Consider the following 22,413-nt stretch of genomic DNA (forward strand, 5'->3'; position numbering starts at 1 on the left):
TGACGATGAAAGAGAAAATTCAAAACTGGCTGCACGACTTGGGTGTTGCCCTCGGTCTGATCGAACCGCCTCTGCAACCTGTACCGATCCGCACCGATGACGAGCAGCGCCGCCGTCAACAACGGCGCCGGTAACGCCCCCGATCCGAGATCAAAGGATTCAAGATCAAGAGATCGCAGTCTTCGGCAGCTCCTGCACGGATTAATGTAGGCGCTGCCGAAGGCTGCGATCTTTTGCTTTTAATGACGGCCTATCTCAAGCAAAAACCGGCTCAAGTCATTCGCGGTTTTCGCGGTCTTGAGCATGCGGTCTTCTTCGGCGGTGAACGCCGTCAGTCCGAATTCATCTTCCAGATGAAAGATCAAATCCTCGATGTCGGCTTTCTCCAGTCCCAACTGCACCAGGCTGGTGTTGTCGTTGAATTCGCGGGTTTCCAGCAGACGCCGGATATATCGGTGAACGGCGGCACGTACGGCAGCTCTTCTCATGGCAGATATTTCTGATTGTTGTCTGCTTGAGTGAAGCAGGCCTCAGGCGTGCCCGCGCAACCACTCGTCAATCATCGAGCGCAAATGCTCTCCGGAAAAACTGCCGAAATGGCCGCCATGCACCGTACGGATCGGTAACGCCTGCAAACGCCGCAGACTGGTGGCGTAATCCTCAAGATTGGAGTGGTAGGCGTCTTCGATGAGCGGCCCGTCGTAGATGATGTCGCCGCTGAACAGGGTTTGCGTCGCCGCCTCGTACAGGCTGATCCCGCCCGGCGAATGCCCCGGCGTGTGCAGCACCTGCAGCGTGCGATTGCCCAGATCGAGCACGTCGCCGTTCTCGACAAACCCGGTCGCCGGCGCGGCTTTGACCCGGTATTCGGCGTAGCACAACGGGCAGTCCGGATGCGCTTCAAACATGTCGTCGCCGACGAAGGCGCGGCTCAAATCGTTTTCGCCATCCGGCGCCGCCAGAATGTCTGCCTCGGCGGGATGCACCAGTCGTTCGGAAAATTCATGGTGGCCGGCGATATGGTCGAAGTGGCAATGACTGGCCACTGCCACTAACGGGCGTTCAGTCAGCCACGGCAACTGCTCACGAAGGCTGACCAGCCCTGAACCGCTATCCAGCAGCAAATCTTTGTCGCGCCCCCGCACATGCCACAAGTTGCAGCGGTAAAACGGCCGAATATACGGTTCATGAATCAGCTTAATGCCGTCACTCAAACTCTGTACTTCAAACCACTGATCGCGGGAAACGATCTTCATATTCACTTTTCTCCAGACGAAAAAAACGGGTGTGGCAACCGACGCCACACCCGTCGAAGAAAGCATCAAGTCGTTACATCAGAGCTTAGATCGCACTCGCCACCGTCGCCGGGCGAGGGGAGAGCAGGCTGACCACCACGAAACTCACCAGACCCACAGCCAGGCTGTAGTAGATCGGCGTGTTCGCATCCAGACCGTCCTTGAACATGAACAGCAGCGCCGTGGCAAAACCCAGGCCCATGCTGGCGATGGCGCCGGCAGTGGTCGCGCGTTTCCAGAAGATCGCACCCATCAGCGGGATCAGCATGCCGCCCACCAACAGGTTGTAAGCGAGAGTCAGCGCACTGATCACATCGTTCACCACCAGCGCGATACCCAGCACGACGATGCCGGTGAGCAGGGTGAACAGGCGGTTGATGCCCAGGCTCGACGGTTTGCCGCCACGCAGTTTCGGCAACAGGTCTTCAGTCAGGGTGGTGGCTGCGGCAAGCAGGCCGGCGCTGGCGGTGGACATCATCGCCGCCAGTGCAGCCGCGATCACCAGACCACGGATGCCGTCCGGCAGCGACAGTTTGACGATGGCGGCGAAGGCGTTGTTGACGTTGTCCAGATCCGGGATCAGCACGTGTGCAGCCATGCCGATCAGCGCGCAAGCCAGGCCGTAGAGGATGCAGTAGATACCCGCGATGCTGCCGGCGTATTGCGCGACTTTGGCGGTCTTGACGGTGAACACCCGTTGCCAGATGTCCTGACCGATCAGGATGCCGAAGAAGTAGATCATGAAGTAGGTGATGATCGTGTCCCAGCCGATGGTGGTGAAGCTGAAGGCAGTCGCCGGCAGTTTCAGCACCAGTTCGTCCCAACCGCCGACGCGGTACAGGCAGATCGGCAGCAGGATGAACATCAGGCCCACGGTCTTGATGATGAACTGGACGATGTCGGTCAGGGTCAGCGACCACATGCCGCCGATCGCCGAATAGATCACCACCACGCCACCACCGACGAGTACCGAAACCCAGAATGGCAGGTCAAACAGCACTTGCAGGACGGTGCCGATCGCCAGGATCGAGGTCACGCCGATCATCAGCGCGTAGGCCAGCATGATTGCCGCGCTGGCCGAGCGGGCCATCGGGTTGTAGCGTTTTTCCAGCACCTGGGTAACGGTGTAGATCTTCAGTTTCAGCAGCGGTTTGGCGAGAAACAGGTTCAGCGCAACGATGCCGCAACCGAGAGCCGCGCACAGCCAGAAACCGGAAATGCCATGCACGTAGCCCAGACGCACGGTGCCGACCGTGGACGCACCGCCCAGAACGGTTGCGGCCATGGTGCCCATGTACAGGCTTGGGCCGAGGTTACGACCGGCGACGAGAAAGTCCTCGTTGGTCTTGGCCTTGCGCATGCCGAAGTAGCCGAGCAAGAGCATGCCGGCGGCGTAGATGAGGACGACGAATAAATCCAAAGCCATGATGGCGTGTCTCCGATTGTCTTTTTTATGTTGAGGCTGAATTCGAATCTCACTGTGGGAGCGAGCCTGCTCGCGAAGGCGGTCTGTCAGTCACATGAATGTTGAATGTGCTGAAGTCTTCGCGAGCAGGCTCGCTCCCACAGGGGACCTGCGTCAGGCGGCCTGACGCAGTTCAGGTTTTTCTATGGCTTGGTTGCGGGCATCCTTCGGGCCGAACACTTCGCGCGGTTCCGGGAACAGGCTCAGCAGCGTCAGGTACACCACCGAGGCCAGGCCCAGGGTCACCGGCAAGCTGATGTCGATACCGCCGGCCATTTCACCCAGTGGGCCGACGAACTGCCCCGGCAAATTGACGAAGCACAGGCCAACCGCCGCGCTCGGGATCCATGCACCCAGACCGCGCCAGTTCCAGCCGTGGCTGAACCAGTAGCGTCCGCCCTGTTCGCCACGGGTGAACACTTGCAGATCATCCGGGCAGTAGAAGCCGCGACGCACCACCAGGCCGATGATCATGATCACCATCCACGGGGTGGTGCAGGTGATGATCAGCACGGCGAAGGTCGACACGCTCTGCACCAGGTTCGCGGCAAAGCGGCCGATGAAGATGAAGGCAATCGACAAAACGCCGATCAGCAGCGTCGCTTTCACGCGTGACAGCACTCGCGGGAATACGCTGGACATGTCCAGCCCGGTGCCATACAGCGAGGTGGTGCCGGTGGACATGCCGCCAATCACCGCAATCAGGCACACCGGCAGGAAGAACCAGCTCGGCGACACTGCCAGCAAACCACCGACATAGTTGTTCGCCGCGATGTAGTCCGGCGCCTTGATCGCGACGATGGTCGCGGTGCTCAGGCCGAACAGGAACGGGATGAACGTGGCGATCTGCGACAGCACCACCGCCGCCATGATCCGTTGCTTGGAGGTGTCACGCGGGATGTAGCGCGACCAGTCGCCGAGGAACGCGCCGAAGGAAATCGGATTGCTCATCGCAACCAGCGCGGCGCCGATGAACGCGGCCCAGAAGCCCGGCTGACCGAGGCTGACGGTGCCAGCGTAATGGGCGTCAAAAGGACCGGCGAAGGCGAAGATGCCCAGCAGGAACAACAGGCTGGCGCTCCACACCGCGATCTTGTTCACCCACAGCAAAAAGCGGAAGCCGTAGATGCACACGGTCAGCACCAGGATCGCGAACAGACCGTAGGCCAGGCCCAGAGTCAGGTCGGTTTCCGGCAGACCGATCAGGCGTTTTGCACCACCGATCAGCGCATCCCCCGAACTCCACACCGAGAGCGAGAAAAACGCGATAGCGGTCAACAGCGACAGGAACGAACCGACGATCCGCCCGTGCACGCCGAAGTGCGCACCGGACGACACGGCATTGTTGGTGCCGTTGAGCGGGCCGAACAGGCCCATCGGTGCGAGGATCAGCGAGCCAAGCAGTACGCCCAGCACAATCGCCCAGACACCGGCCTGAAAAGACAGACCGAACAGCACCGGGAAACTGCCGAGCACGGCGGTGGCAAAGGTATTCGAACCACCGAAGATCATCCGGAACAAGTCCGTCGGGCCTGCGCTGCGTTCGTGGTCCGGGATCTGCTCGACCCCGTGGGTTTCAATCTGCGTAAGGCTTTGGTCGTTGTTGTTGTTATTCATGATCTGCTCCGATCATAAAGGCGCGCCTCATCGTGCGTGAGGCGTCACCTGTTTTGGCTAAGGGGATGGCAGCCCTTCCGGCATTGCGGACAAATGTTCGTGGCAGGCCAGCCAATGGCCTTGTTGTTCTAGGCTCGACGCTTGTTTCTTGAAAACAATCGTCTCGCGCTCCTGGCTGAAGTGTTGCTCCCCTTGCATGCGCAGCTCGGTGGCCACGTCATGGATGAAAATCGCCACGTCACCCTGCAGGCTGACGAAGGCGTTGCTGGAGGTGCACGCAAGCACCTCGAAGCCATCCTCGGCGCGCCAGCTGTCCCACAAGGCCTGATAGGCATCGCGCGACAGCAACGGCTGTTCGAGGGTGTAGAAAACGAAACTTGCATCGGCGCTGAACGCGCCGAAATAAGCTTCGCGATCGTTACGGGCAAAGGCAGCCACCAGTTCGGCGGCCGCTCGCAAAACCTGATCACGTTCGTTCATGACCCGACCCTCAGCGATGGACCACGCCAGGCAGTACGCAGAGCATTTCGTACAGCAGGTTGGCGGCCAGCAGCGAGGTGTTGCCGGTGGTGTCATAAGCGGGCGAGACTTCTACCAGATCGCAACCGATCAGGTCGAGGCCTTGGCAGCCGCGAACGATTTCAATCGCCTGAATGGTCGTCAGACCACCGATTTCCGGGGTACCGGTGCCGGGCGCCCAGGCCGGGTCGATGCCGTCGATGTCGAAGCTCAGGTACACCGGGCCGCCACCGACTTTCTCGCGCACTTCGGCCATCAGCGGTGCCAGCGACTTGTGCCAGCACTCTTCGGCCTGCACCACACGGAAGCCTTGATCGCGGCTCCAGTTGAAGTCGTCAGCGGTGTAACCCTGAGCGCGCAGACCGATCTGCACGACACGGTCGCAGTCCAGCAGACCTTCTTCAACGGCGCGACGGAAGGTCGTGCCGTGGGCGATCTTCTCGCCAAACATGTGATCGTTGACGTCAGCGTGGGCATCGATGTGCACCAGACCGACCTTGCCGTGCTTCTTGTGAATGGCCCGCAGGATCGGCAGGGTGATGGTGTGGTCGCCACCCAGGGTCATCGGGATCACGTTGTGCTCGAGGATGTTGTCGTAGGCTTCTTCGATGATGCGCACGGCGTCGAGCAGGTTGAAGGTGTTGATTGCCACGTCACCGATGTCGGCCACCGACAGCGAGTCGAACGGCGCAGCGCCAGTGGCCATGTTGTACGGGCGGATCATCACCGATTCGGTGCGGATGTCGCGTGGCCCGAAACGGGTGCCGGGGCGCAGCGAAGTACCGATGTCCAGTGGCACGCCAACAAAGGCAGCGTCCAGGCCGGCAGCGGTCGGTACATGGGGGAGTCGGAGCATGGTGGCGATGCCGCCGAAGCGCGGCATTTCGTTGCCGCCCAGTGGTTGGTGAAGAATCTTGTCCACGGGTAAGGCCTCATCGTCTTTGTTTTATTTATGTCGGCGCGCCGTGGAGCACAGGTTCGGACGCCGCTGTGGGACCGATGATGCGAAATGTAGTGGGGGGAAAGAATCGCTACGGGCAAAAACTTAGTTCAGATTTTTCTAAACTAATGGCGAGGCTGGGATTAGACTTTGGCGGGTTCAAGATTGTGATCGGCTGGGGATTGCTGCCCTCACCCCAGCCCTCTCCCAGAGGGAGAGGGGGCCGACCGAGTTGTTGGCGGAATCTGCATCGACCTGAAAAATCGAGTCGAGCTCAGGATTTGAAAGCCATGGAGATCAGCTCCCTCTCCCTAGGGGAGAGGGCTGGGGTGAGGGGCTTTTCCCACAGACACACAGTTGCAAAGCCCGGAGTAGACATGGCCAACGCTTTACCCGACCTGAAACTGTTGCGCATCTTCGTCAGCGTCGTCCGTCATCAGGGCTTCGCCAACGCCCAGCAGGAACTCAACCTGTCGACCTCGGCGATCAGCACCTACATGAGCCAGCTCGAAGCCGCGCTCGGCCTGGTGTTGTGCCATCGCGGGCGCGGCGGGTTCAGCCTGACCAGCAAGGGTGAACTGTTCCATCAGGAAACCCTGCGCCTGCTCGCCGAACTCGAAGGCTTCGAGCAATACGCCGCCGCGCTCAAGGGTGAACTGCGCGGCACGCTCAACCTTGGGGTGATCGACTCCACCGTCAGTGACAAGGCGTTGCCCTTCGCCGAAGCCATCGGCGCCTACAGCCAGGAACACCCGGCGGTGCATCTGCATTTGTCGGTGATGAGCCCCTACGAATTGCAACTCGGCGTGCAGGACAACCGCCTCGACCTGGCCATCGGTGCGTTTTCCACACGCATGAGTGGCCTGATCTACATGCCCCTGTACCGCGAACAACACTGGTTGTATTGCAGCAGCCGGCATCCGTTGTTCAACGAGCGGCGCATTCCCGAGCAAGTCATCACCCAGCAACGCATGGTCGGGCGCGGTTACTGGAGTCAGGCGGAACTGGCGCGCCACGGCTTCAAACACAGCGCCGCTACGGTGGAAAGTATGGAGGCGCAGCTGATTCTGGTGCTGTCCGGCGCCTACATCGGCTACTTGCCAGAACACTACGCTCAGGCCTGGGCCGACAAGGGCGACCTGCGCGTGCTGCTACCGGCGACCTTCGGTTATCAGGCACCGTTTTCGATGATCATGCGCCGGGGCCGCAGCCGCGAGCCGCTGATCCAGACCTTCCGCGATTTGCTCAAAGCTCAGCTCAATCAGGCTTAGCTTGTAGGGAAAAGAAGTATGTCCAGACCTCAATGCCCGCGCTGCCTGCGCCCACAAACCCATTGCCTGTGCCCACTGATCCCGAGTCTCGACAGCCGCACGCGAGTGTTGCTGTTGCAGCATCCGAGCGAGGTCAATCATGCGCTTAATACTGCGCGGTTGGCAGCGTTGGGACTGACCAATGCCGAGCTGATTGTCGGTGAAGTATTCGAAGATTTGCCGGCGCTGCTGAACCGTCCGGGCTATCGGGCGCGGTTGTTGTTTCCGGCTGATGATGCGCAACCGATGCAGGCTTACGGCGAGTCCGATGAACCACTGTTACTGGTCGTTCCGGACGGCACCTGGCGCAAGGCGCGCAAGATGTTGCACCTCAATCCTCTGTTGGCGGCGTTGCCACGGGTGACGTTGGCCGAAGGTGGCGTGTCGCGCTATCGCTTGCGCAAGGCACCGGGGCCAGGGGCGTTGTCGACGATTGAGGCAATTGTGCAGGCGTTGCAGACGCTGGAAGCGCCGAGGTCATTCGAGCCGTTGCTCAAGCCGTTCGAGGCGTTGATCGAGGGGCAGATTGCGGCGATGGGGGAGGAGACCTTCCAGCGTAACCATGGCGACAAATGATCGTTCCCACGCTCTGCGTGGGAATGCATCCAGTGACGCTCTGCGTCACAGTCGCAAAGGGACGCGGAGCGTCCCGGGCGGCATTCCTTTGCTGCGCGTGGGAACGATCATCGGCTAGCGTTCGCGCATCGCCTCAGTCCGGGCTTTAAGCACCGGTTTCAACAGATAATCCAAGACGCTTTTCTCCCCGGTAATAATGTCCACCGTCGCCACCATCCCCGGAATAATCAGCAGCGGTTTCACATCCCCGCCCAAATGGTTTTTATCGGTGCGCACCTGAATCAGATAAAAGCTGTTGCCCTTGTCATCGGTAATCGTGTCGGCGCCGATCAACTCAAGCTTGGCGCTCAACCCGCCGTAAATCGTGTAGTCATAGGCACTGAACTTGACCATGGCTTTCTGGCCCGGATGCAGGAACGCAACGTCCTGCGGGCGCACTTTGGCCTCGATCAACAGGTTGTCTTCCAACGGCACGATTTCAACCATGTCGCTGCCTGGCTGAACCACCCCGCCGATGGTGTTGACCTTCAATTGCTTGATCACCCCGTGTACCGGTGAGGTCACGGTGGTGCGGGTGACGCGGTCGTCGATGGCGATGCTGGTGGCAGTGATTTTCGACAGGTCGGTGCGTTTCTCATTCAGCTCTTTGGCAGCTTCGGAACGGAAGGTCTGTTCCGACTCGTCGATCTTGCTGCGGATCTCGGCAATCGCTGATTCGGCGCGGGGAATGGCCAGCGTCGTCGCGTTCAATGAACCTCGGATTTCTACCGCGCTGCGCTTGAGTCGAAGGATCTCAACAGGAGAAACCGCACCGGTTTTCACCAGCGGTTCGGACATGTTCATCTCTTGCTGCAGCAACGCCAGACTCGAGCTGAACTGACCTTGTTTGGAGCGAAACTCGGCGAGTTCCTGAGTCTTCTGCCGCAGTTGTTCGCTCAACGTGCGCTGCTCGCTGGCCAGTCGGCGCTGACGTTGTTCGTACAGCGAGCGCTCGTCTTCGGCGACTTGCGGCGCCTTGGCGATGACTTCATCAGAGAGCTTGAACGGCCGGCCCTCGGCCTCCGCCGACAACCGTTCGACCTGTGCCGTCAGCGCATAACGATCCGCCTCGCTTTCGCCCTTGTTCGAACGAAATCGCGTGTCATCCAGGCGCAGCAGCGTGTCGCCCTTGTTCACCATTTGCCCTTCGCGGACGAATATCTCAGTGACGATCCCGCCCTCAAGGTTCTGGATCACCTGAATCTTGCTCGAAGGAATCGCCTTGCCTTCGCCCATGGTCACTTCTTCGAGCACGGCAAACCTGGCCCAGACCACCGCGCTGATCAGCAGCGCCGCCGCCAGCCACACGGTGATCCGCGACCAGCGCGGCGAGTCCTGCAATGAAGCGCCGGCGGTTTCCGGCATGAATTCGGCTTCGGCGCTTTTGCCGAAACTGTCGAAGTAGCCTCGATCTTTGCTATCGGAGGAAGCAGACATGGGGCAACTCCTAGACCGCCGCCGAGCCGACACGGCCCTTGCGCAGTGCATCGATGACCGCTTCTTTCGGGCCGTCGGCGACGACCCGGCCGTTGTCCAGCACCAGCAACCGGTCCACCAGGCTCAGCATCGAGGTACGGTGGGTGACCAGCAGCAGCGTCTTGCCTTGTACCCAGCCGTGCAGCTTCTGCCGCAGCAAGTCTTCGCTGCTGTTGTCCATGGCACTGGTGGGTTCGTCGAGCAGCATGATCGGCGGATCGAGCAGCAGCGATCGCGCCAGCAAAACGGCCTGACGTTGGCCGCCGGAAAGCAATTGTCCGCGCTCGCCCACCGGACGATCGAAGCCTTGCGGATGTTGGCGAGCGAGTTCGGTAACGCCGGTCAGTTCGGCGACTTCGAGCATGCGTGAATCGCTGATGTAGCGCGCGCCGAGCGTGAGGTTGTCGCGCAGGCTGCCGGCGAGCAGCGGCAGATCGTGGGCGACGTAACCGATCTGCTGGCGCAGGTCGGCGACATCGAGCTGGCGCAGGTCGAGGCCGTCGAGCAGCAGTTGGCCTTCTTCGGGTTCATAGAAACCCATGACTAGTCGCGCCAGCGTGCTTTTGCCCGAACCGCTGCGACCAATGATGCCGACCCGTTCGCCGGGTTTCAGGCTGAAGCTGACATTGCTCAGCGCCGGCGCATTCTGGCCGTTGTAATGAAAGGTCACGCCGCTGACGTCCAGCGCACCTTGCAGTTGCGTGCGTTCCAGCGGCCGCTGTTTGCCGTCGCGTTCCTGCGGCAGAGCCATCAGCGCGTCGGTGCTTTTCATGGTCAGTTGCGCTTGCTGATAGCGGGTGATCAGCCCGGCAATCTGCCCGAGCGGCGCGAGCACGCGGCTGCCGAGCATGTAACTGGCGACCAGCGCACCGACGCTGAGGTTGCCGGCAATGATGCTGTAGACCCCGGCGACAATCGTCGCCATCCCCGAGAACTGTTGAATGAACAGCGTGCCGTTGGTGGCCAGCGCCGACAGATTGCGCGCATGGCTGTCGAGGCGGGTGAGGGCGCCGTGGGTGGTTTCCCATTTGTGCTGGCGTTCGCTTTCGGCGCTGCAGGCCTTGAGGGTTTCCAGGCCGCCGAGGGTTTCGATCAGCACGGCCTGACGTTCGGCGCCGAGGCTCAGGCTCTTTTGCACGGTGTCACGCAGGCGCACCTGAATGATCATCGCGAAGATGATGGTGATCGGAAACGCCAGCAGCGGAATCACCACCAGCCAGCCACCGAGCAGGCCGATCACCACCAGCATCAGCACGACGAAGGGCAGGTCGATCAGGCTGGTCAGGGTTACCGCCGTGAGAAATTCACGCAGACCCTGAAAGTCATGAATGCTCTGGGCGAAACCGCCGATGGTCGCCGGCCGTGCCTTCATCGACATGCCGGTAATGCGTTCAAATAAAGTCGCGGAAAGGATCACATCGGTTTTCTTGCCGGCGGTGTCGAGCAGGTGTGCGCGGACCACCCGCAGGACCAGTTCGAAACCGGTGCCGATCAACAGTCCGATCGACAACACCCACAAGGTCGAAGTGGCCTGATTCGGCACCACGCGGTCGTAGGTCTGCATGACAAACAGAGGCACCATCAGGCCTAACAGGTTGATCAGGAAACTGGCGAGAATCGCATCGCTGTACAGCCATTTCGACAGTTTCAACGTGTCACGAAACCAGGCATGGACGCGCGGCACCAGCGGTGAACGCAGGTCTTCGAGTTCGTGGCGCGGCCGAGCGAACAAGGCCTGGCCGCTGTAGTGTTCAGTGAGTTCGTCGCGGCTGATCCATTGCTCGCCGCCATCGGCTTCGCTGGGCAGGATCAGCGCTTTGCCGTCGTCGCCGAAACGCCGCAAAACAGCAGTGCGACCGTCGTTGAGCAGCAGCAGAATCGGCAGGTTCAGCGGTGAGATGTCTTTCAGTTCGCGACGCAGAATACGCGCCTGCAACCCGGCCCGAGCGGCTGCGCGCGGCAGCAGGTCGAGGCTCAGGCGCTGTTTGTTCAGGGGCAGCCCGGCACTCAGGCTGGCGCGACTGACCGTCGCGCCATGCAGTTTGCAGAGGATCAACAGACCGTCGAGTAACGGATCATCGAAGCTCAGCCGCGGATCGATCCCGGTATGGCCGGGTTCCATGCTGGTCATATTGATCGCCTCTGTTGAACGGGCACGGGAATCCACACATTGATCGTTCCCACGCTCCGCTTGGGAATGCAGCCCGGGACGCTCCGCGTCCCAAAGCAGACGCAGAGCGTCCATTGAGGCATTCCCACGCAGAGCGTGGGAACGATCAACAGGGGACTTATTTCAGTTCGGGCAGGCGTGCTTCGTTTTTCACTTCGGTAGCAGCGATCGCATCGGCCGGCAGCACTACCCGTTGTTTGCTCAGCAACTGGCCCATGTTTGCCAGTACGCGGTACATCGAATATTCCTCGGTGTAGCGGATTTCGGTGTAACGACGGTTGGCGTTGTACAGCTCGTTTTCACTGTCGAGCAAGTCGAGCAGGGTGCGTTGGCCGAGGCCGAACTGATCCTGATACGCGGCGCGCACGCGTTTGGTGGTTTCGGCGTATTCGCGGGCGGTCGGAGTCTGCTTCTTCGCGTTGACCATGGCATTCCAGGCCAAATGAATGTTCTCGTTCAACTGACGCAGGGCGTTGTTGCGGATGTCCATCGCCTGGTTGATCTGGTGCGCATCGGAGGCCAGTCGCGCCTTGTCGCTACCACCCCGGAACAGGTTGTAGTTCATCACCACACCCACACGCCATTCGTTGTCGTGGCCTTCATCGCCCTGCACGTTGTTGTTCGCGCCGACGGCCGCTTCAGCATCGAAGCGCGGGTAGAACGGCGACTTGGCGACTTCGTACTGGCTCTCGGCCGATTGCACGTCAGCCTGCGCCGATTTCAGATACGGGTTGTTCTCGACCATGCTCTGCTGCGCTTCCGGCAGGCTGGTCGGCAACTCGCCACGGGTCGAGGCCGGGGTTTCCAGCTCATCGGGCATGCGTCCGACCACGCTGTAGAAGTTCGATTCGGCGTCGGCCAGATCGACTTCGGCGGTGTCGAGGTTGTTTTGCGCCAAGGCCTTACGGGCTACCGATTGGTCGGAGTCAGCGGTGCTGCCGACGCCACGCTCGGTGCGCAGGCCGATCTGGTCATTGACGCGCAAATGCGCCTGCAGGTTGTTCTTGGCCAGGGTCACCAGTTCGCGACGCTTGAGCACTTCGAGGTAGACCTCGATGGTGCGCAGGGCCAGATCCTGAGCGGTGCCTTGCGCGTAGTACGCGCGCGAATTGGACACGCCCTTGGTGCGCTCGACTTCGTTGGCGGTGTTGAAACCGTCGAACAGCATTTGCCGCAGACGCAGCTCGGACTGGGTGTAATTGAGGATTTCGGTGTGGTGATTACCGAAGGCTCGGGTATTGGTGTTGTCGCTGTAGCCACGACCATACGCGGCGTTCAAATCGACGGACGGATAGAAGCCACCCTTGGCAACTTTGACTTGTTCATCAGCCGACAGGCGCGCGTCCACGCGCGAGGCCAGTTCCGGGTGAGTGGCGATGGTGCTTTGAATAGCCTCGGTAAGGTTCATGGCCTGGGCTTGAGAAGTGCAAGCCATGGCCAGCAAAACCGCGCTGCAGAGGGGGGTTAGAACGCGCATGGGTGCATCTCCCTGAGTCCTGATGGTGTGTTACTGTCGCCAAATATTTGACGATATTTGTAGGTCTGAGCGTTTCACTCTTGTAACAACAGAGCTAAGAACATCCTGAAGCGTAGCTAAGAAAAAATTTTCATAAGGCTTATGCCGAAAAAAACTTATGCGCTTTGTAAAAACCGGCACATTGTTCAGCACGAAAGTCTTTGTTTTATGCGCTTTAGGGAGCGCAAAAAGGCTTGAGGAAAGTTCCACTCACTTTGCGACATACGGCGAAGTACTGCTGAAGGGGAGGGACGCGTAGCGGCTGAGGGGTGACAGATTTTTGTCACTCGGGTGATTCATCAGCGTTACGTAGCGTTAGTGGGCGTATTGCTTTGATCGGGATGCGGAAGTGCTTGATAGCACTGATGTTTCCGAAAGAAGCCACCTGCGAAACGAACTGTTGAAGGTGCGAGCGTCGCCTCCAACAACCCGGTTGAGCCATGGGCTGCTTCGCTTACCAGTGCCGACGGTGGTCGGCAGCGGAGGATTTCACATGGCAACGCTCATCGGCACAGTCACTAAAGTCATTGGCCAGGTTTTCGCCCAGTCAGCCGACGGTACCAAACGCGCACTGGTTGAGGGGGATCGCCTGTTTGCCGGCGATCAACTGATCACCGGCGCAGAAGGCGCCGTCGCCGTTCATCTGCAAAACGGCCAGGAATTGACCCTCGGACGCGGCAGCAGCATGACCATGACCGGTGAACTGCTGGCGGGTCAGGCGGCGCATGTCAATGCCGCTGAGGCAGTGACCCCGAGCGACGCGCAATTGACCGACGTTGAGCAGATCCAGAAAGCCATCGCCGCCGGTGACGACCCGAGCCAAACCGCTGAAGCCACCGCGGCCGGTCCCAACGCTCCAGGCGGTGCGCCGGGAGAGGCGGGTGGCGGGCACAGTTTTGTGCTGCTGACCGAGGTGGGCGGACGGGTCGACCCGATCATCGGTTTCCCCACTGCCGGGTTCGGCGGTATTCCTGAATTCCCTGAAGAACGCCACAACGCGGTGATCGACAACGGCGATGACACCCCGGCTGTGGTGGTGCCGCCGCCGGTGAACAATCCGGTGACCCTCATCGGTCTGAATGTGGCGGGCGGCGAACTGAACCTCAGTGAAGCCAATCTGCCTGACGGCTCGTCGGCCAACCCGGGTGCACTGACGCAAAGCGGCAGCTTCACGGTGTTGGCGCCGGATGGTCTGACCAGCCTGAGCATCGGCGGCATCAACGTTATCGTTGGCGGTGTGCCGATCGGCTTCCCGCAATCGATCACCTCGCAACTGGGCAACACCCTGACCATCACCGGCTACAACCCGGCGACTGGCGTTGTCAGCTACAGCTACACCCTCAACGGCAACGAAACTCATGCGGCCGGCGACGGCGTGAACAATCTCAGCGAACAATTCACGGTGATTGCCGGCGACAGCAATGGCGACACAGCGACCGGCACGCTCGACGTCAATATCACCGACGACGTGCCAAAAGCCTTTGATGACAGCAATGGCACGGCGTCTGAAACCCAGCTGACACTGACCGGCAACGTGCTGACCAATGACGTGCAAGGTGCTGATCGCGTGCCAACCGGTCCGGTAACCCCGGGCACTTTCACCGGCACTTACGGCACCTTGGTGCTGAATGCCGACGGCACGTACACCTACACGCTGAACACCAGCGACGCGGACTTCAAAAACCTGCACGGTGGCGGCAATGGCACGGAAACCTTCGCCTACACCATCACCGACTCGGACGGTGATACCAGCTCCGCCAACCTCGTCCTGCAGATCCACAACAACGACGATCCAGTGGTCATCAATGGCCTGAACGTCGAAGGCGGGGAGTTGACGGTCTACGAGAAAAACCTCAGCGACGGCAGCGCACCGGATGCCACTGCGCTGACCCAGAGCGGCACGTTCACCATCACTGCACTCGATGGTGTAACGACGCTCACTGTCGGTGGCATCGCCGTCGTCACCAACGGCGTGGCCGCAGGTTTCCCGCAATCGATTACTACACCGCTCGGCAGCACGCTGACCATCACCGGTTTCAACGCCACCACCGGTGTGGTTAGTTACAGCTACACCCTGGTCGACAACGAAGCGCATCCCACCGCCAACGGCGCGAACAATCTGCCTGAGCAGTTTGCCGTCACCGTGGTCGATGACAACGGCACCACTGCCAACGGCACGCTCGACGTGAACATCACCGACGACGTACCCAAAGCCTTTGATGACAGCAATGGCACGGCGTCTGAAACGCAACTGACACTGACCGGCAACGTGCTGACCAACGACGTGCAGGGCGCCGACCGCGTGGTGACCAATGAAAGTGCCGGGCCGATCACCGCCGGCACATTCACCGGGACTTACGGCACGCTGGTCCTCAACGCCAACGGCACGTACACCTACACTTTGAACACCAACGACGCCGACTTCAAAAACCTCCACGGCGGTGGCAACGGCACGGAAACCTTCGCCTACACCATCACCGATTCCGACGGTGATACCAGCACTGGCAACCTCGTCCTGCAGATCCACAACAACGACGATCCGGTAATCATCAACGGCCTCGACGTGAATGGCGGCGAACTCACCGTCAACGAAAAAAACCTCAGCGACGGCAGTGCGCCGGATTCCACCGCGTTGACCCAAAGCGGTACGTTCACCATCACCGCACTCGATGGCGTCACAACCCTGACGGTCGGCGGCATCGCTGTCGTCACCAATGGCGTGGCCGCAGGGTTTCCACAATCGGTCACCACGCCGCTGGGCAGTACGCTGACCATCACCGGTTTCAATGCGACCACCGGCGTGGTCAGCTATAGCTACACGCTGGTCGACAACGAAACGCACCCGACGGCCAACGGCGCGAACAATCTGCCAGAGCAGTTCGCCGTTACCGTGGTCGATGACAACGGCACCACCGCCAATGCCACTCTCGATGTGAACATCGTCGATGACCTGCCAAAAGCTGTGGATGACAGCAACGCCGGCACCGCATCGGAGACCCTGCTGACGCTGACCGGCAATGTCCTGACCAATGACGTGCAAGGTGCGGATCGCGTACCGAGCGGCCCGGTAACCCCGGGCACTTTCACTGGCACATACGGCACCTTGGTGCTCAGCGCCAATGGCACTTACACCTACACCTTGAACACCAGCGATGCCGACTTCAAAAACCTCCACGGTGGCGGCAACGGTTCGGAAACCTTCACCTACACCATCACCGACTCGGACGGCGATACCAGCACGGCGAATCTGGTTCTACAGATCCATAACAACGACGACCCGGTGATCATCGACGGCCTTGACGTCAATGGCGGCGAACTCACCGTTTACGAGAAAAATCTCACGGACGGCAGCACACCGGATGCCACTGCGTTGACGCAAAGCGGCACGTTCACCATCACCGCACTCGACGGCGTAACAACGCTGACTGTCGGCGGCATTGCCGTCGTCACCAACGGCGTGGCCGCAGGGTTCCCGCAATCGATCGTCACGCCGCTCGGCAGTACGCTGACCATCACCGGTTTCAACGCTGCTACCGGCGTGGTCAGCTACAGTTACACCCTGATCGACAACGAAGCGCATCCCACCGCCAACGGCGCGAACAATCTGCCAGAGCAGTTCGCCGTCACCGTGGTCGATGACAACGGCACCACCGCCAATGGCTCGCTGGACGTCAACATCGTCGACGACCTGCCGAAGGCCAACGATGACAGCAACGGAACAGCGTCAGAAAGCCAACTGACCCTGACCGGCAACGTGTTGACTAACGATGTGCAAGGTGCTGACCGTGTACCCACCGGCCCCGTTACGCCCGGCACGTTCACCGGCACTTACGGCACCTTGGTCCTCAACGCCAATGGCACGTATACCTACACGCTGAACACCAATGACGCCGACTTCAAAAACCTCCACGGTGGCGGCAACGGCACAGAAACCTTCGCCTACACCATCACCGATTCCGACGGCGATACCAGCACCGCGAACCTGGTGCTGAACATCCACAACAATGACGATCAGGTCTACCTCAACGGCCTCGACGTCAATGGCGGCGAGCTCACCGTCTACGAGAAAAACCTCAGCGACGGCACCAGCCCCGACACCCCGGCGCTGACCCAGAGCGGCACCTTCACCGTCACCGCCCTCGACGGTCTGCAAACCCTGACCGTGGGCGGCATCAACGTGGTCACCGGTGGCGTGGCTGCAGGCTTCCCGCAATCGATCGTCACGCCGCTCGGCAGCACGTTGACCATCACCGGTTACAACCCTGCCACCGGTGTGGTGAGTTACAGCTACACCCTGGTCGACAACGAAACCCATCCAAACGCCAACGGCGCCAACAGCATCACCGAGAACTTCAACGTGGTGGCGACGGACACCGATGGCAGCACTGCCAACGGCCAGATCAACGTCAATATCGTCGATGATCTGCCCAGCGCCCACCCTGACGCGGCATCGGTGGCGGAGGGCGGCACCGTCAGTGGCAATGTCCTTAACAACGACATCGGCGGCGCCGACGGTCCGGCCGTAACCGGTGCAGTGGTCGGCGTGCGTGCAGGCGCCGACACCTCGACCTCGGCCATCGGCGGCCTCAACAGCAACATCAACGGCACCTACGGCTACCTGACCCTGGACGCCAACGGCAACGCGGTCTATCACAGCAATCCCAACGTCGTGAACGGACCGGGCGCGGTGGATGTGTTCACCTACACCGTGCGTGATTCCGACGGCGATGAAAGCACTACCACCATCACCATCGATGTCTCCAACAGCAAACTGTGTGCGACCAGCGACACCGACGTCACCGTCTACGAGAAAGCGCTGGACCTGACCAAGGACGGCGCGGATCTGGCGCCCGGCACGGTCACTGGCAGCGATCCGACCAGCACCGGCGAAACCGCGTCCGGCACCCTGGTCGGCTCGGTCACTGGTGCGGTCGGCGCGATCAGCTATGCGCTGGTCGGCAGCGCCACCGGCAACTACGGGCAGATCGTCCTCAACCCCAACGGCACGTACACCTACACCCTGACCTCGCCGGCGAGCACCACGCCGCATGCCGACGATGGCGCCAACAGCCTGAGCGAAACCTTCACCTATCAGGCCACCGATTCGCTCGGCAACATCGTCACCAGCACCATTGTCGTGAATATCGTCGATGACGTGCCGAAAGCCGTGAACGACAGCAACGCCAACAGCGCTTCGGAAACGCAACTGACCCTGACTGGCAACGTACTGAGCAACGATGTGCAAGGCGCCGATGTGGTCGCGACCGGACCGAATGCCGGACCGATCACCCCCGGCACCTTCACCGGTACTTACGGCACGCTGGTGCTCAACGCCAACGGCACTTACACCTACACCCTGAACCCCAACGATGCCGACTTCAAAAACCTGCACGGCGGCGGTAACGGCAGCGAGACGTTCAGCTACACCCTGACCGATGCCGACGGCGACACCAGCACCGCCAGCCTGGTGCTGAACATCCACAACAACGACGATCCGGTGGTGCTCAACGGCCTCGACGTCAATGGCGGCGAACTCACCGTCTACGAGAAAAACCTCAGCGACGGCACCAGCCCCAATACCCCGGCGCTGACCCAGAACGGTACTTTCACCGTTACCGCGCTCGATGGCTTGCAAACCCTCACTGTGGGCGGCATCGCCGTGGTCAGTAACGGCGTGGCCGCAGGCTTTCCGCAATCGGTGGTTTCGCCACTGGGCAGCACCTTCACGGTCACCGGTTACAACCCGGCGACCGGAGTGGTCAGCTACAGCTACACCCTGGTCGACAACGAAACCCACCCGAACGCCAACGGTGCCAACAGTCTCACCGAGAACTTCAACGTGGTGGCCACGGACACCGATGGCAGCACTGCCAACGGCCAGATCAACGTCAATATCATCGACGACCTGCCGACCGCCAAACCCGACACCAGCTCGGTGGCCGAGGGCGGTACGGTCAACGTCAGCGTATTGGGCAATGACATCAGTGGTGCCGATGGCGCAGCGACAGTGAGCGGCGTGCGAGCCGGCAGCAATACCGGCACCTCGGCCATCGGCGGCCTCAACAGCAACATCAATGGCAACTTCGGTTACCTGACCCTCGATGCGGCGGGCAACGCCGTTTACCACAGCAACCCGAACTCGGTGAGCCCACCGGGCGCCACCGACACCTTCACCTACACCATCCGTGACAGCGACGGCGATGAAAGCACCACGACCATCACCATCAACGTTGCTGACAGCAAGCTGGTGGCCTCGGTCGATCAAGACGTGACGGTCTACGAAAAAGCCCTCGACCTGAGCAAGGACGGAGCGGATCTGGCTCCCGGTACGGTCACCGGCAGCGACCCGAGCAACACTGGCGAAACCGCGACCGGCACACTGGTCGGCGCCGTCACCGGCGGCAGCGGCGCGATTACCTACACCTTGGTCGGCAGCGCCACCGGCACCTACGGGCAGATCCAGCTCAACGCCGACGGTACCTACACCTACACGCTGACCTCGGCGCCGAAAACCTCGCCGGGCGCCAACGACGGGGCGAACACGCTGAGCGAAAGCTTCACTTACCAAGCCACTGACGCGCTGGGCAACAGCACCACCAGCACTCTCGTGGTCAATATCGTCGACGACGTGCCAAAAGCCGTTGCGTCGGATCGTTCGGTGGCGGCGGTTGAGATCGACTCCAACATCCTTATCGTCCTCGACATCTCCGGCAGTATGGCCGACGCCTCCGGCGTACCGGGCCTGTCGCGACTGGCGTTGGCCAAACAGGCCATCAGCGCCTTGCTCGACAAGTACGACGACCTCGGCGATGTCAAAGTGCAGCTCGTTACCTTCAGCAGCAACGCCACTGACCGAACCTCGGTGTGGGTCGATGTCGCGACCGCGAAAACCATTCTCGCCGGCCTCACCGCAGGCGGCGGCACCAACTACGACGCCGCGGTGGCGGTGATGCAAACCGCGTTCAACACCTCGGGCAAACTCACCGGGGCGCAGAACGTCGGTTACTTCTTCTCGGACGGCAAACCCAACGAAGGTGACATCAACGCTGCTGACGAAGCCGCGCTGAAAAACTTCCTCGATGCCAACAACATCAAGAACTACGCGATTGGCCTGGGCAGCGGCGTGAGCAACGCCAACCTCGACCCGCTGGCCTATGACGGCATCAGCCACACCAACACCAACGCGGTGGTGGTCACCGACCTCAATCAACTCAACTCGGTGCTGTCGGGCACTGTGCAGGGCGCGCCGGTCACTGGTTCGTTGCTGGGCGAGGGCGGCACCTTCGGCGCTGATGGCGGTTTTATCAAGTCCATCGTGGTCGACGGCACCACCTACACCTACGACCCCAAAGCCCTCAGTGGCCAAGGCTCGTTGACGCCAAGCGGCGGCACCAATCACGGCACCTTCAACACCGCCAACAACACGTTGAGCATCGCCACCAATAATGGCGGCACATTACTGATCAACCTCGACAGCGGCGACTACACCTACACCTCACAGAAAACCACCGCCGTGGTCATCACCGAGAACATCGGCTTCACCGTCAGCGATAACGACGGCGATCTCGCCAGCTCGACACTGACCGTGAAAGTGATCCCCAACGCGCCGACGGTGGCCGTGGACGACCACGTCATCACCAACGTGCTGTCGGGCAATATCGTCGTGCCGGGCGAACTGCTGCTGGCCAACGACACCGATCCGAACGGCGATACGCTCAACGCCACGCCCACCAGTTTCAACACCGGCTGGATCTCGAAAGCGGCGGACTTCACCGGCACCGGTGCGATCAATTTCACCGGCACCAACGTCAACACCGCCGCCAACCAGAACCTGGCCAACGTGCGTAATTCGTTCAGTGCCAACGCTGCGACCATGACTGCCGTGCTGGTGGTCAGTGGCTATCTCGGTGCGGTGACCAACAGCAACGCCAACGATGAAGACCGCATCACCGTCAACCTGCGTCAGGGCGAAACCCTCAATCTGGATCACAACCTGGCGGCCGGTCACGTCAGCATGGAGTACTCGATCAACGGTGGCGCCTACACAACCCTGGCGGACGGGCAAACCCTCACAGCGTCGGCCGATGGTGTCTATCAGATCCACATCACCAACATCGCCAATCCCAGCGGCGGCGGTAACCCCAACGCGGCGGAAAACTATCAGCTGACCATGACCCTCAACTACGCCGGGGCGCATGACATTACCCCGGACTTCCACGGCAGCTACACCGCCAACGACAACCATGGCGGCAGCGACACGGCCAATGTGAGCATCAGCTATCAGGACGGCCACACCCTCACCGGTACCTCGGGGGATGACGTGCTGGTGGCCGGCAGCGGCGACAACATCATCAACGCCGGCGACGGCAACGATGTGCTCACCGCAGGCTCCGGCAACAACGAACTGCACGGCGGCGCCGGTAATGACTTGCTCTACAGCGGCCCGGGCAACGATTTGCTCGACGGCGGTACTGGCAGCGACACCGCCAGCTACGCCCACGCCACGGCTGCCGTCACCGTCAACCTCGGCCTGCTCGGTGCGCAAAACACCCTCGGCGCCGGCACTGACACCCTGACCGGCATCGAAAACCTCGTCGGCTCGAACTTCAACGACACCCTCACCGGCGATAACAATAACAACGTGATCAACGGTGGCCTCGGTAACGACATCCTCAACGGTGGCGGCGGTGACGACCTGCTGATTGGCGGCATGGGCAACAACACCCTGACCGGTGGCGCAGGGGCCGACACCTTCCAGTGGCTCAAGGGCAACAGTGGCCATGACCTGATCACCGATTTCACCCCCGGCACCGACAAGCTCGACCTGTCGCAACTGCTGCAAGGAGAAAACGGCACCACCGCCTCGCTGGATGACTACCTGCACTTCACCGTCAGCGGCAGCGGCGCCTCGGTCCTCACCAGCATCGACGTCAGCGCCATGGCCGGCGCCACACCGAACCAGACCATCGACCTGGCTGGCGTCAACCTCGCCAGCCATTACGGCGTGACGCCGGGGGCGGGCGGGGTAGTGGCTGGTGGGCATGACACGGCGACGATCATCAGCGGCATGCTGAATGATCATTCGTTGAAGGTGGATACGGTGTAAGCGACACCTGAAACGACAAAACCCGCCGTCCCGTTCAACCGGGGCGGCGGGTTTTTTCTGCCTGGAGGCAGGGCGTTGTTCTTTCGTCAGTCTTCGCGAGCAGGCTCGCTCCCATATTGGAGCGCGTTTAACTGTGGCAGCGAGCCTGTTCGCGAAAGCGCCAGATCTGACTCCGAAAAACTCAGCGGTTGATCACACCTGCATCAACCCGGCGGATTCTGGCGTAGCTGTAAGCGATGACGCGAGGTCGTGTAGCTCGATTTTTTGCCTGCACGTTTCTGATAAGCGCACATGATTAAGCCCCCTGCGTACGAGCATTGATTCCGACGAACGGTAGCAAAACCTGTAATTTCTGACAGTAGGCAGCGCCCGCCTTTGCGCATT

Annotated in this window: 13 protein-coding genes; 4 read left to right on the forward strand and 9 right to left on the reverse strand. The window is 60.8% G+C overall.

Annotated features, from left to right (window positions below; translation table 11 throughout):
• Positions 1–5 precede the first annotated feature (5 nt).
• Complete coding sequence (locus tag CCX46_RS30995) at positions 6–134, forward strand: PA1414 family protein (protein ID WP_007914492.1); 129 nt, start codon at positions 6–8, stop codon at positions 132–134.
• A gap of 105 nt (positions 135–239) precedes the next feature.
• On the opposite strand, the gene CCX46_RS07570 is transcribed toward CCX46_RS30995, so the two are convergent.
• From CCX46_RS07570 to speB, 6 genes are all read right to left on the reverse strand, one after another.
• Positions 240–488, reverse strand: coding sequence for a phosphopantetheine-containing protein (locus CCX46_RS07570; protein WP_034153223.1), 249 nt, complete (start codon positions 486–488; stop codon positions 240–242).
• A gap of 42 nt (positions 489–530) precedes the next feature.
• Positions 531–1,256: an MBL fold metallo-hydrolase gene (locus CCX46_RS07575; RefSeq protein ID WP_127926256.1), complete on the reverse strand. Its 726-nt coding sequence runs from the start codon at positions 1,254–1,256 to the stop codon at positions 531–533.
• A gap of 85 nt (positions 1,257–1,341) precedes the next feature.
• Positions 1,342–2,721: a sodium:solute symporter gene (locus CCX46_RS07580; protein ID WP_127926257.1), complete on the reverse strand. Its 1,380-nt coding sequence runs from the start codon at positions 2,719–2,721 to the stop codon at positions 1,342–1,344.
• 153 nt (positions 2,722–2,874) lie between these two features.
• Positions 2,875–4,377: a purine-cytosine permease family protein gene (locus CCX46_RS07585; protein ID WP_127926258.1), complete on the reverse strand. Its 1,503-nt coding sequence runs from the start codon at positions 4,375–4,377 to the stop codon at positions 2,875–2,877.
• A 57-nt stretch (positions 4,378–4,434) separates the two neighbouring features.
• Positions 4,435–4,857 carry a YybH family protein gene (locus tag CCX46_RS07590; RefSeq protein ID WP_127926259.1) on the reverse strand — a complete coding sequence of 141 codons (423 nt, stop codon included), beginning with the start codon at positions 4,855–4,857 and terminating at the stop codon, positions 4,435–4,437.
• 10 nt (positions 4,858–4,867) lie between these two features.
• Entirely contained in the window at positions 4,868–5,818 is a 951-nt protein-coding gene (gene speB, locus CCX46_RS07595) for an agmatinase (RefSeq protein WP_003222717.1), read from the reverse strand.
• Positions 5,819–6,213: 395 nt separating this feature from the next.
• Between speB and CCX46_RS07600 the strand changes: the two genes are divergently transcribed.
• Complete coding sequence (locus CCX46_RS07600) at positions 6,214–7,107, forward strand: LysR family transcriptional regulator (RefSeq protein ID WP_007914510.1); 894 nt, start codon at positions 6,214–6,216, stop codon at positions 7,105–7,107.
• Positions 7,108–7,125: 18 nt separating this feature from the next.
• Positions 7,126–7,722 carry a tRNA-uridine aminocarboxypropyltransferase gene (locus tag CCX46_RS07605; protein ID WP_127926260.1) on the forward strand — a complete coding sequence of 199 codons (597 nt, stop codon included), beginning with the start codon at positions 7,126–7,128 and terminating at the stop codon, positions 7,720–7,722.
• Between the two features lie 114 nt (positions 7,723–7,836).
• On the opposite strand, the gene CCX46_RS07610 is transcribed toward CCX46_RS07605, so the two are convergent.
• The 3 genes from CCX46_RS07610 to CCX46_RS07620 form a co-directional block, all read right to left on the reverse strand.
• Positions 7,837–9,198 carry an HlyD family type I secretion periplasmic adaptor subunit gene (locus CCX46_RS07610; protein WP_127926261.1) on the reverse strand — a complete coding sequence of 454 codons (1,362 nt, stop codon included), beginning with the start codon at positions 9,196–9,198 and terminating at the stop codon, positions 7,837–7,839.
• A 10-nt stretch (positions 9,199–9,208) separates the two neighbouring features.
• A complete protein-coding gene (locus tag CCX46_RS07615) occupies positions 9,209–11,368 on the reverse strand; it encodes a type I secretion system permease/ATPase (RefSeq protein ID WP_127926262.1) in 2,160 nt (719 codons plus the stop codon).
• A 157-nt stretch (positions 11,369–11,525) separates the two neighbouring features.
• Positions 11,526–12,884: a TolC family outer membrane protein gene (locus CCX46_RS07620; RefSeq protein ID WP_064388304.1), complete on the reverse strand. Its 1,359-nt coding sequence runs from the start codon at positions 12,882–12,884 to the stop codon at positions 11,526–11,528.
• Between the two features lie 532 nt (positions 12,885–13,416).
• Here CCX46_RS07620 and CCX46_RS07625 point away from each other — a divergent pair.
• Positions 13,417–22,029, forward strand: a complete 8,613-nt coding sequence (locus CCX46_RS07625; protein WP_127926263.1) for a retention module-containing protein — start codon at positions 13,417–13,419, stop codon at positions 22,027–22,029.
• Positions 22,030–22,413: the final 384 nt, after the last annotated feature.

Origin of the sequence: Pseudomonas sp. RU47 (assembly GCF_004011755.1) — a bacterium.
GTDB lineage: Bacteria > Pseudomonadota > Gammaproteobacteria > Pseudomonadales > Pseudomonadaceae > Aquipseudomonas.

Coding starts and splice junctions, on each gene's coding strand:
- CCX46_RS07610 (WP_127926261.1), bottom strand. CDS start 9,198: ATGTCTGCTTCCTCCGATAGCAAAGATCGAGGCTACTTCGACAGTTTC.
- CCX46_RS07570 (WP_034153223.1), bottom strand. CDS start 488: ATGAGAAGAGCTGCCGTACGTGCCGCCGTTCACCGATATATCCGGCGT.
- CCX46_RS07585 (WP_127926258.1), bottom strand. CDS start 4,377: ATGAATAACAACAACAACGACCAAAGCCTTACGCAGATTGAAACCCAC.
- CCX46_RS07625 (WP_127926263.1), top strand. CDS start 13,417: ATGGCAACGCTCATCGGCACAGTCACTAAAGTCATTGGCCAGGTTTTC.
- CCX46_RS07600 (WP_007914510.1), top strand. CDS start 6,214: ATGGCCAACGCTTTACCCGACCTGAAACTGTTGCGCATCTTCGTCAGC.
- CCX46_RS07580 (WP_127926257.1), bottom strand. CDS start 2,721: ATGGCTTTGGATTTATTCGTCGTCCTCATCTACGCCGCCGGCATGCTC.
- CCX46_RS07620 (WP_064388304.1), bottom strand. CDS start 12,884: ATGCGCGTTCTAACCCCCCTCTGCAGCGCGGTTTTGCTGGCCATGGCT.
- CCX46_RS07590 (WP_127926259.1), bottom strand. CDS start 4,857: ATGAACGAACGTGATCAGGTTTTGCGAGCGGCCGCCGAACTGGTGGCT.
- CCX46_RS07575 (WP_127926256.1), bottom strand. CDS start 1,256: ATGAAGATCGTTTCCCGCGATCAGTGGTTTGAAGTACAGAGTTTGAGT.
- CCX46_RS30995 (WP_007914492.1), top strand. CDS start 6: ATGAAAGAGAAAATTCAAAACTGGCTGCACGACTTGGGTGTTGCCCTC.
- CCX46_RS07615 (WP_127926262.1), bottom strand. CDS start 11,368: ATGACCAGCATGGAACCCGGCCATACCGGGATCGATCCGCGGCTGAGC.
- CCX46_RS07605 (WP_127926260.1), top strand. CDS start 7,126: ATGTCCAGACCTCAATGCCCGCGCTGCCTGCGCCCACAAACCCATTGC.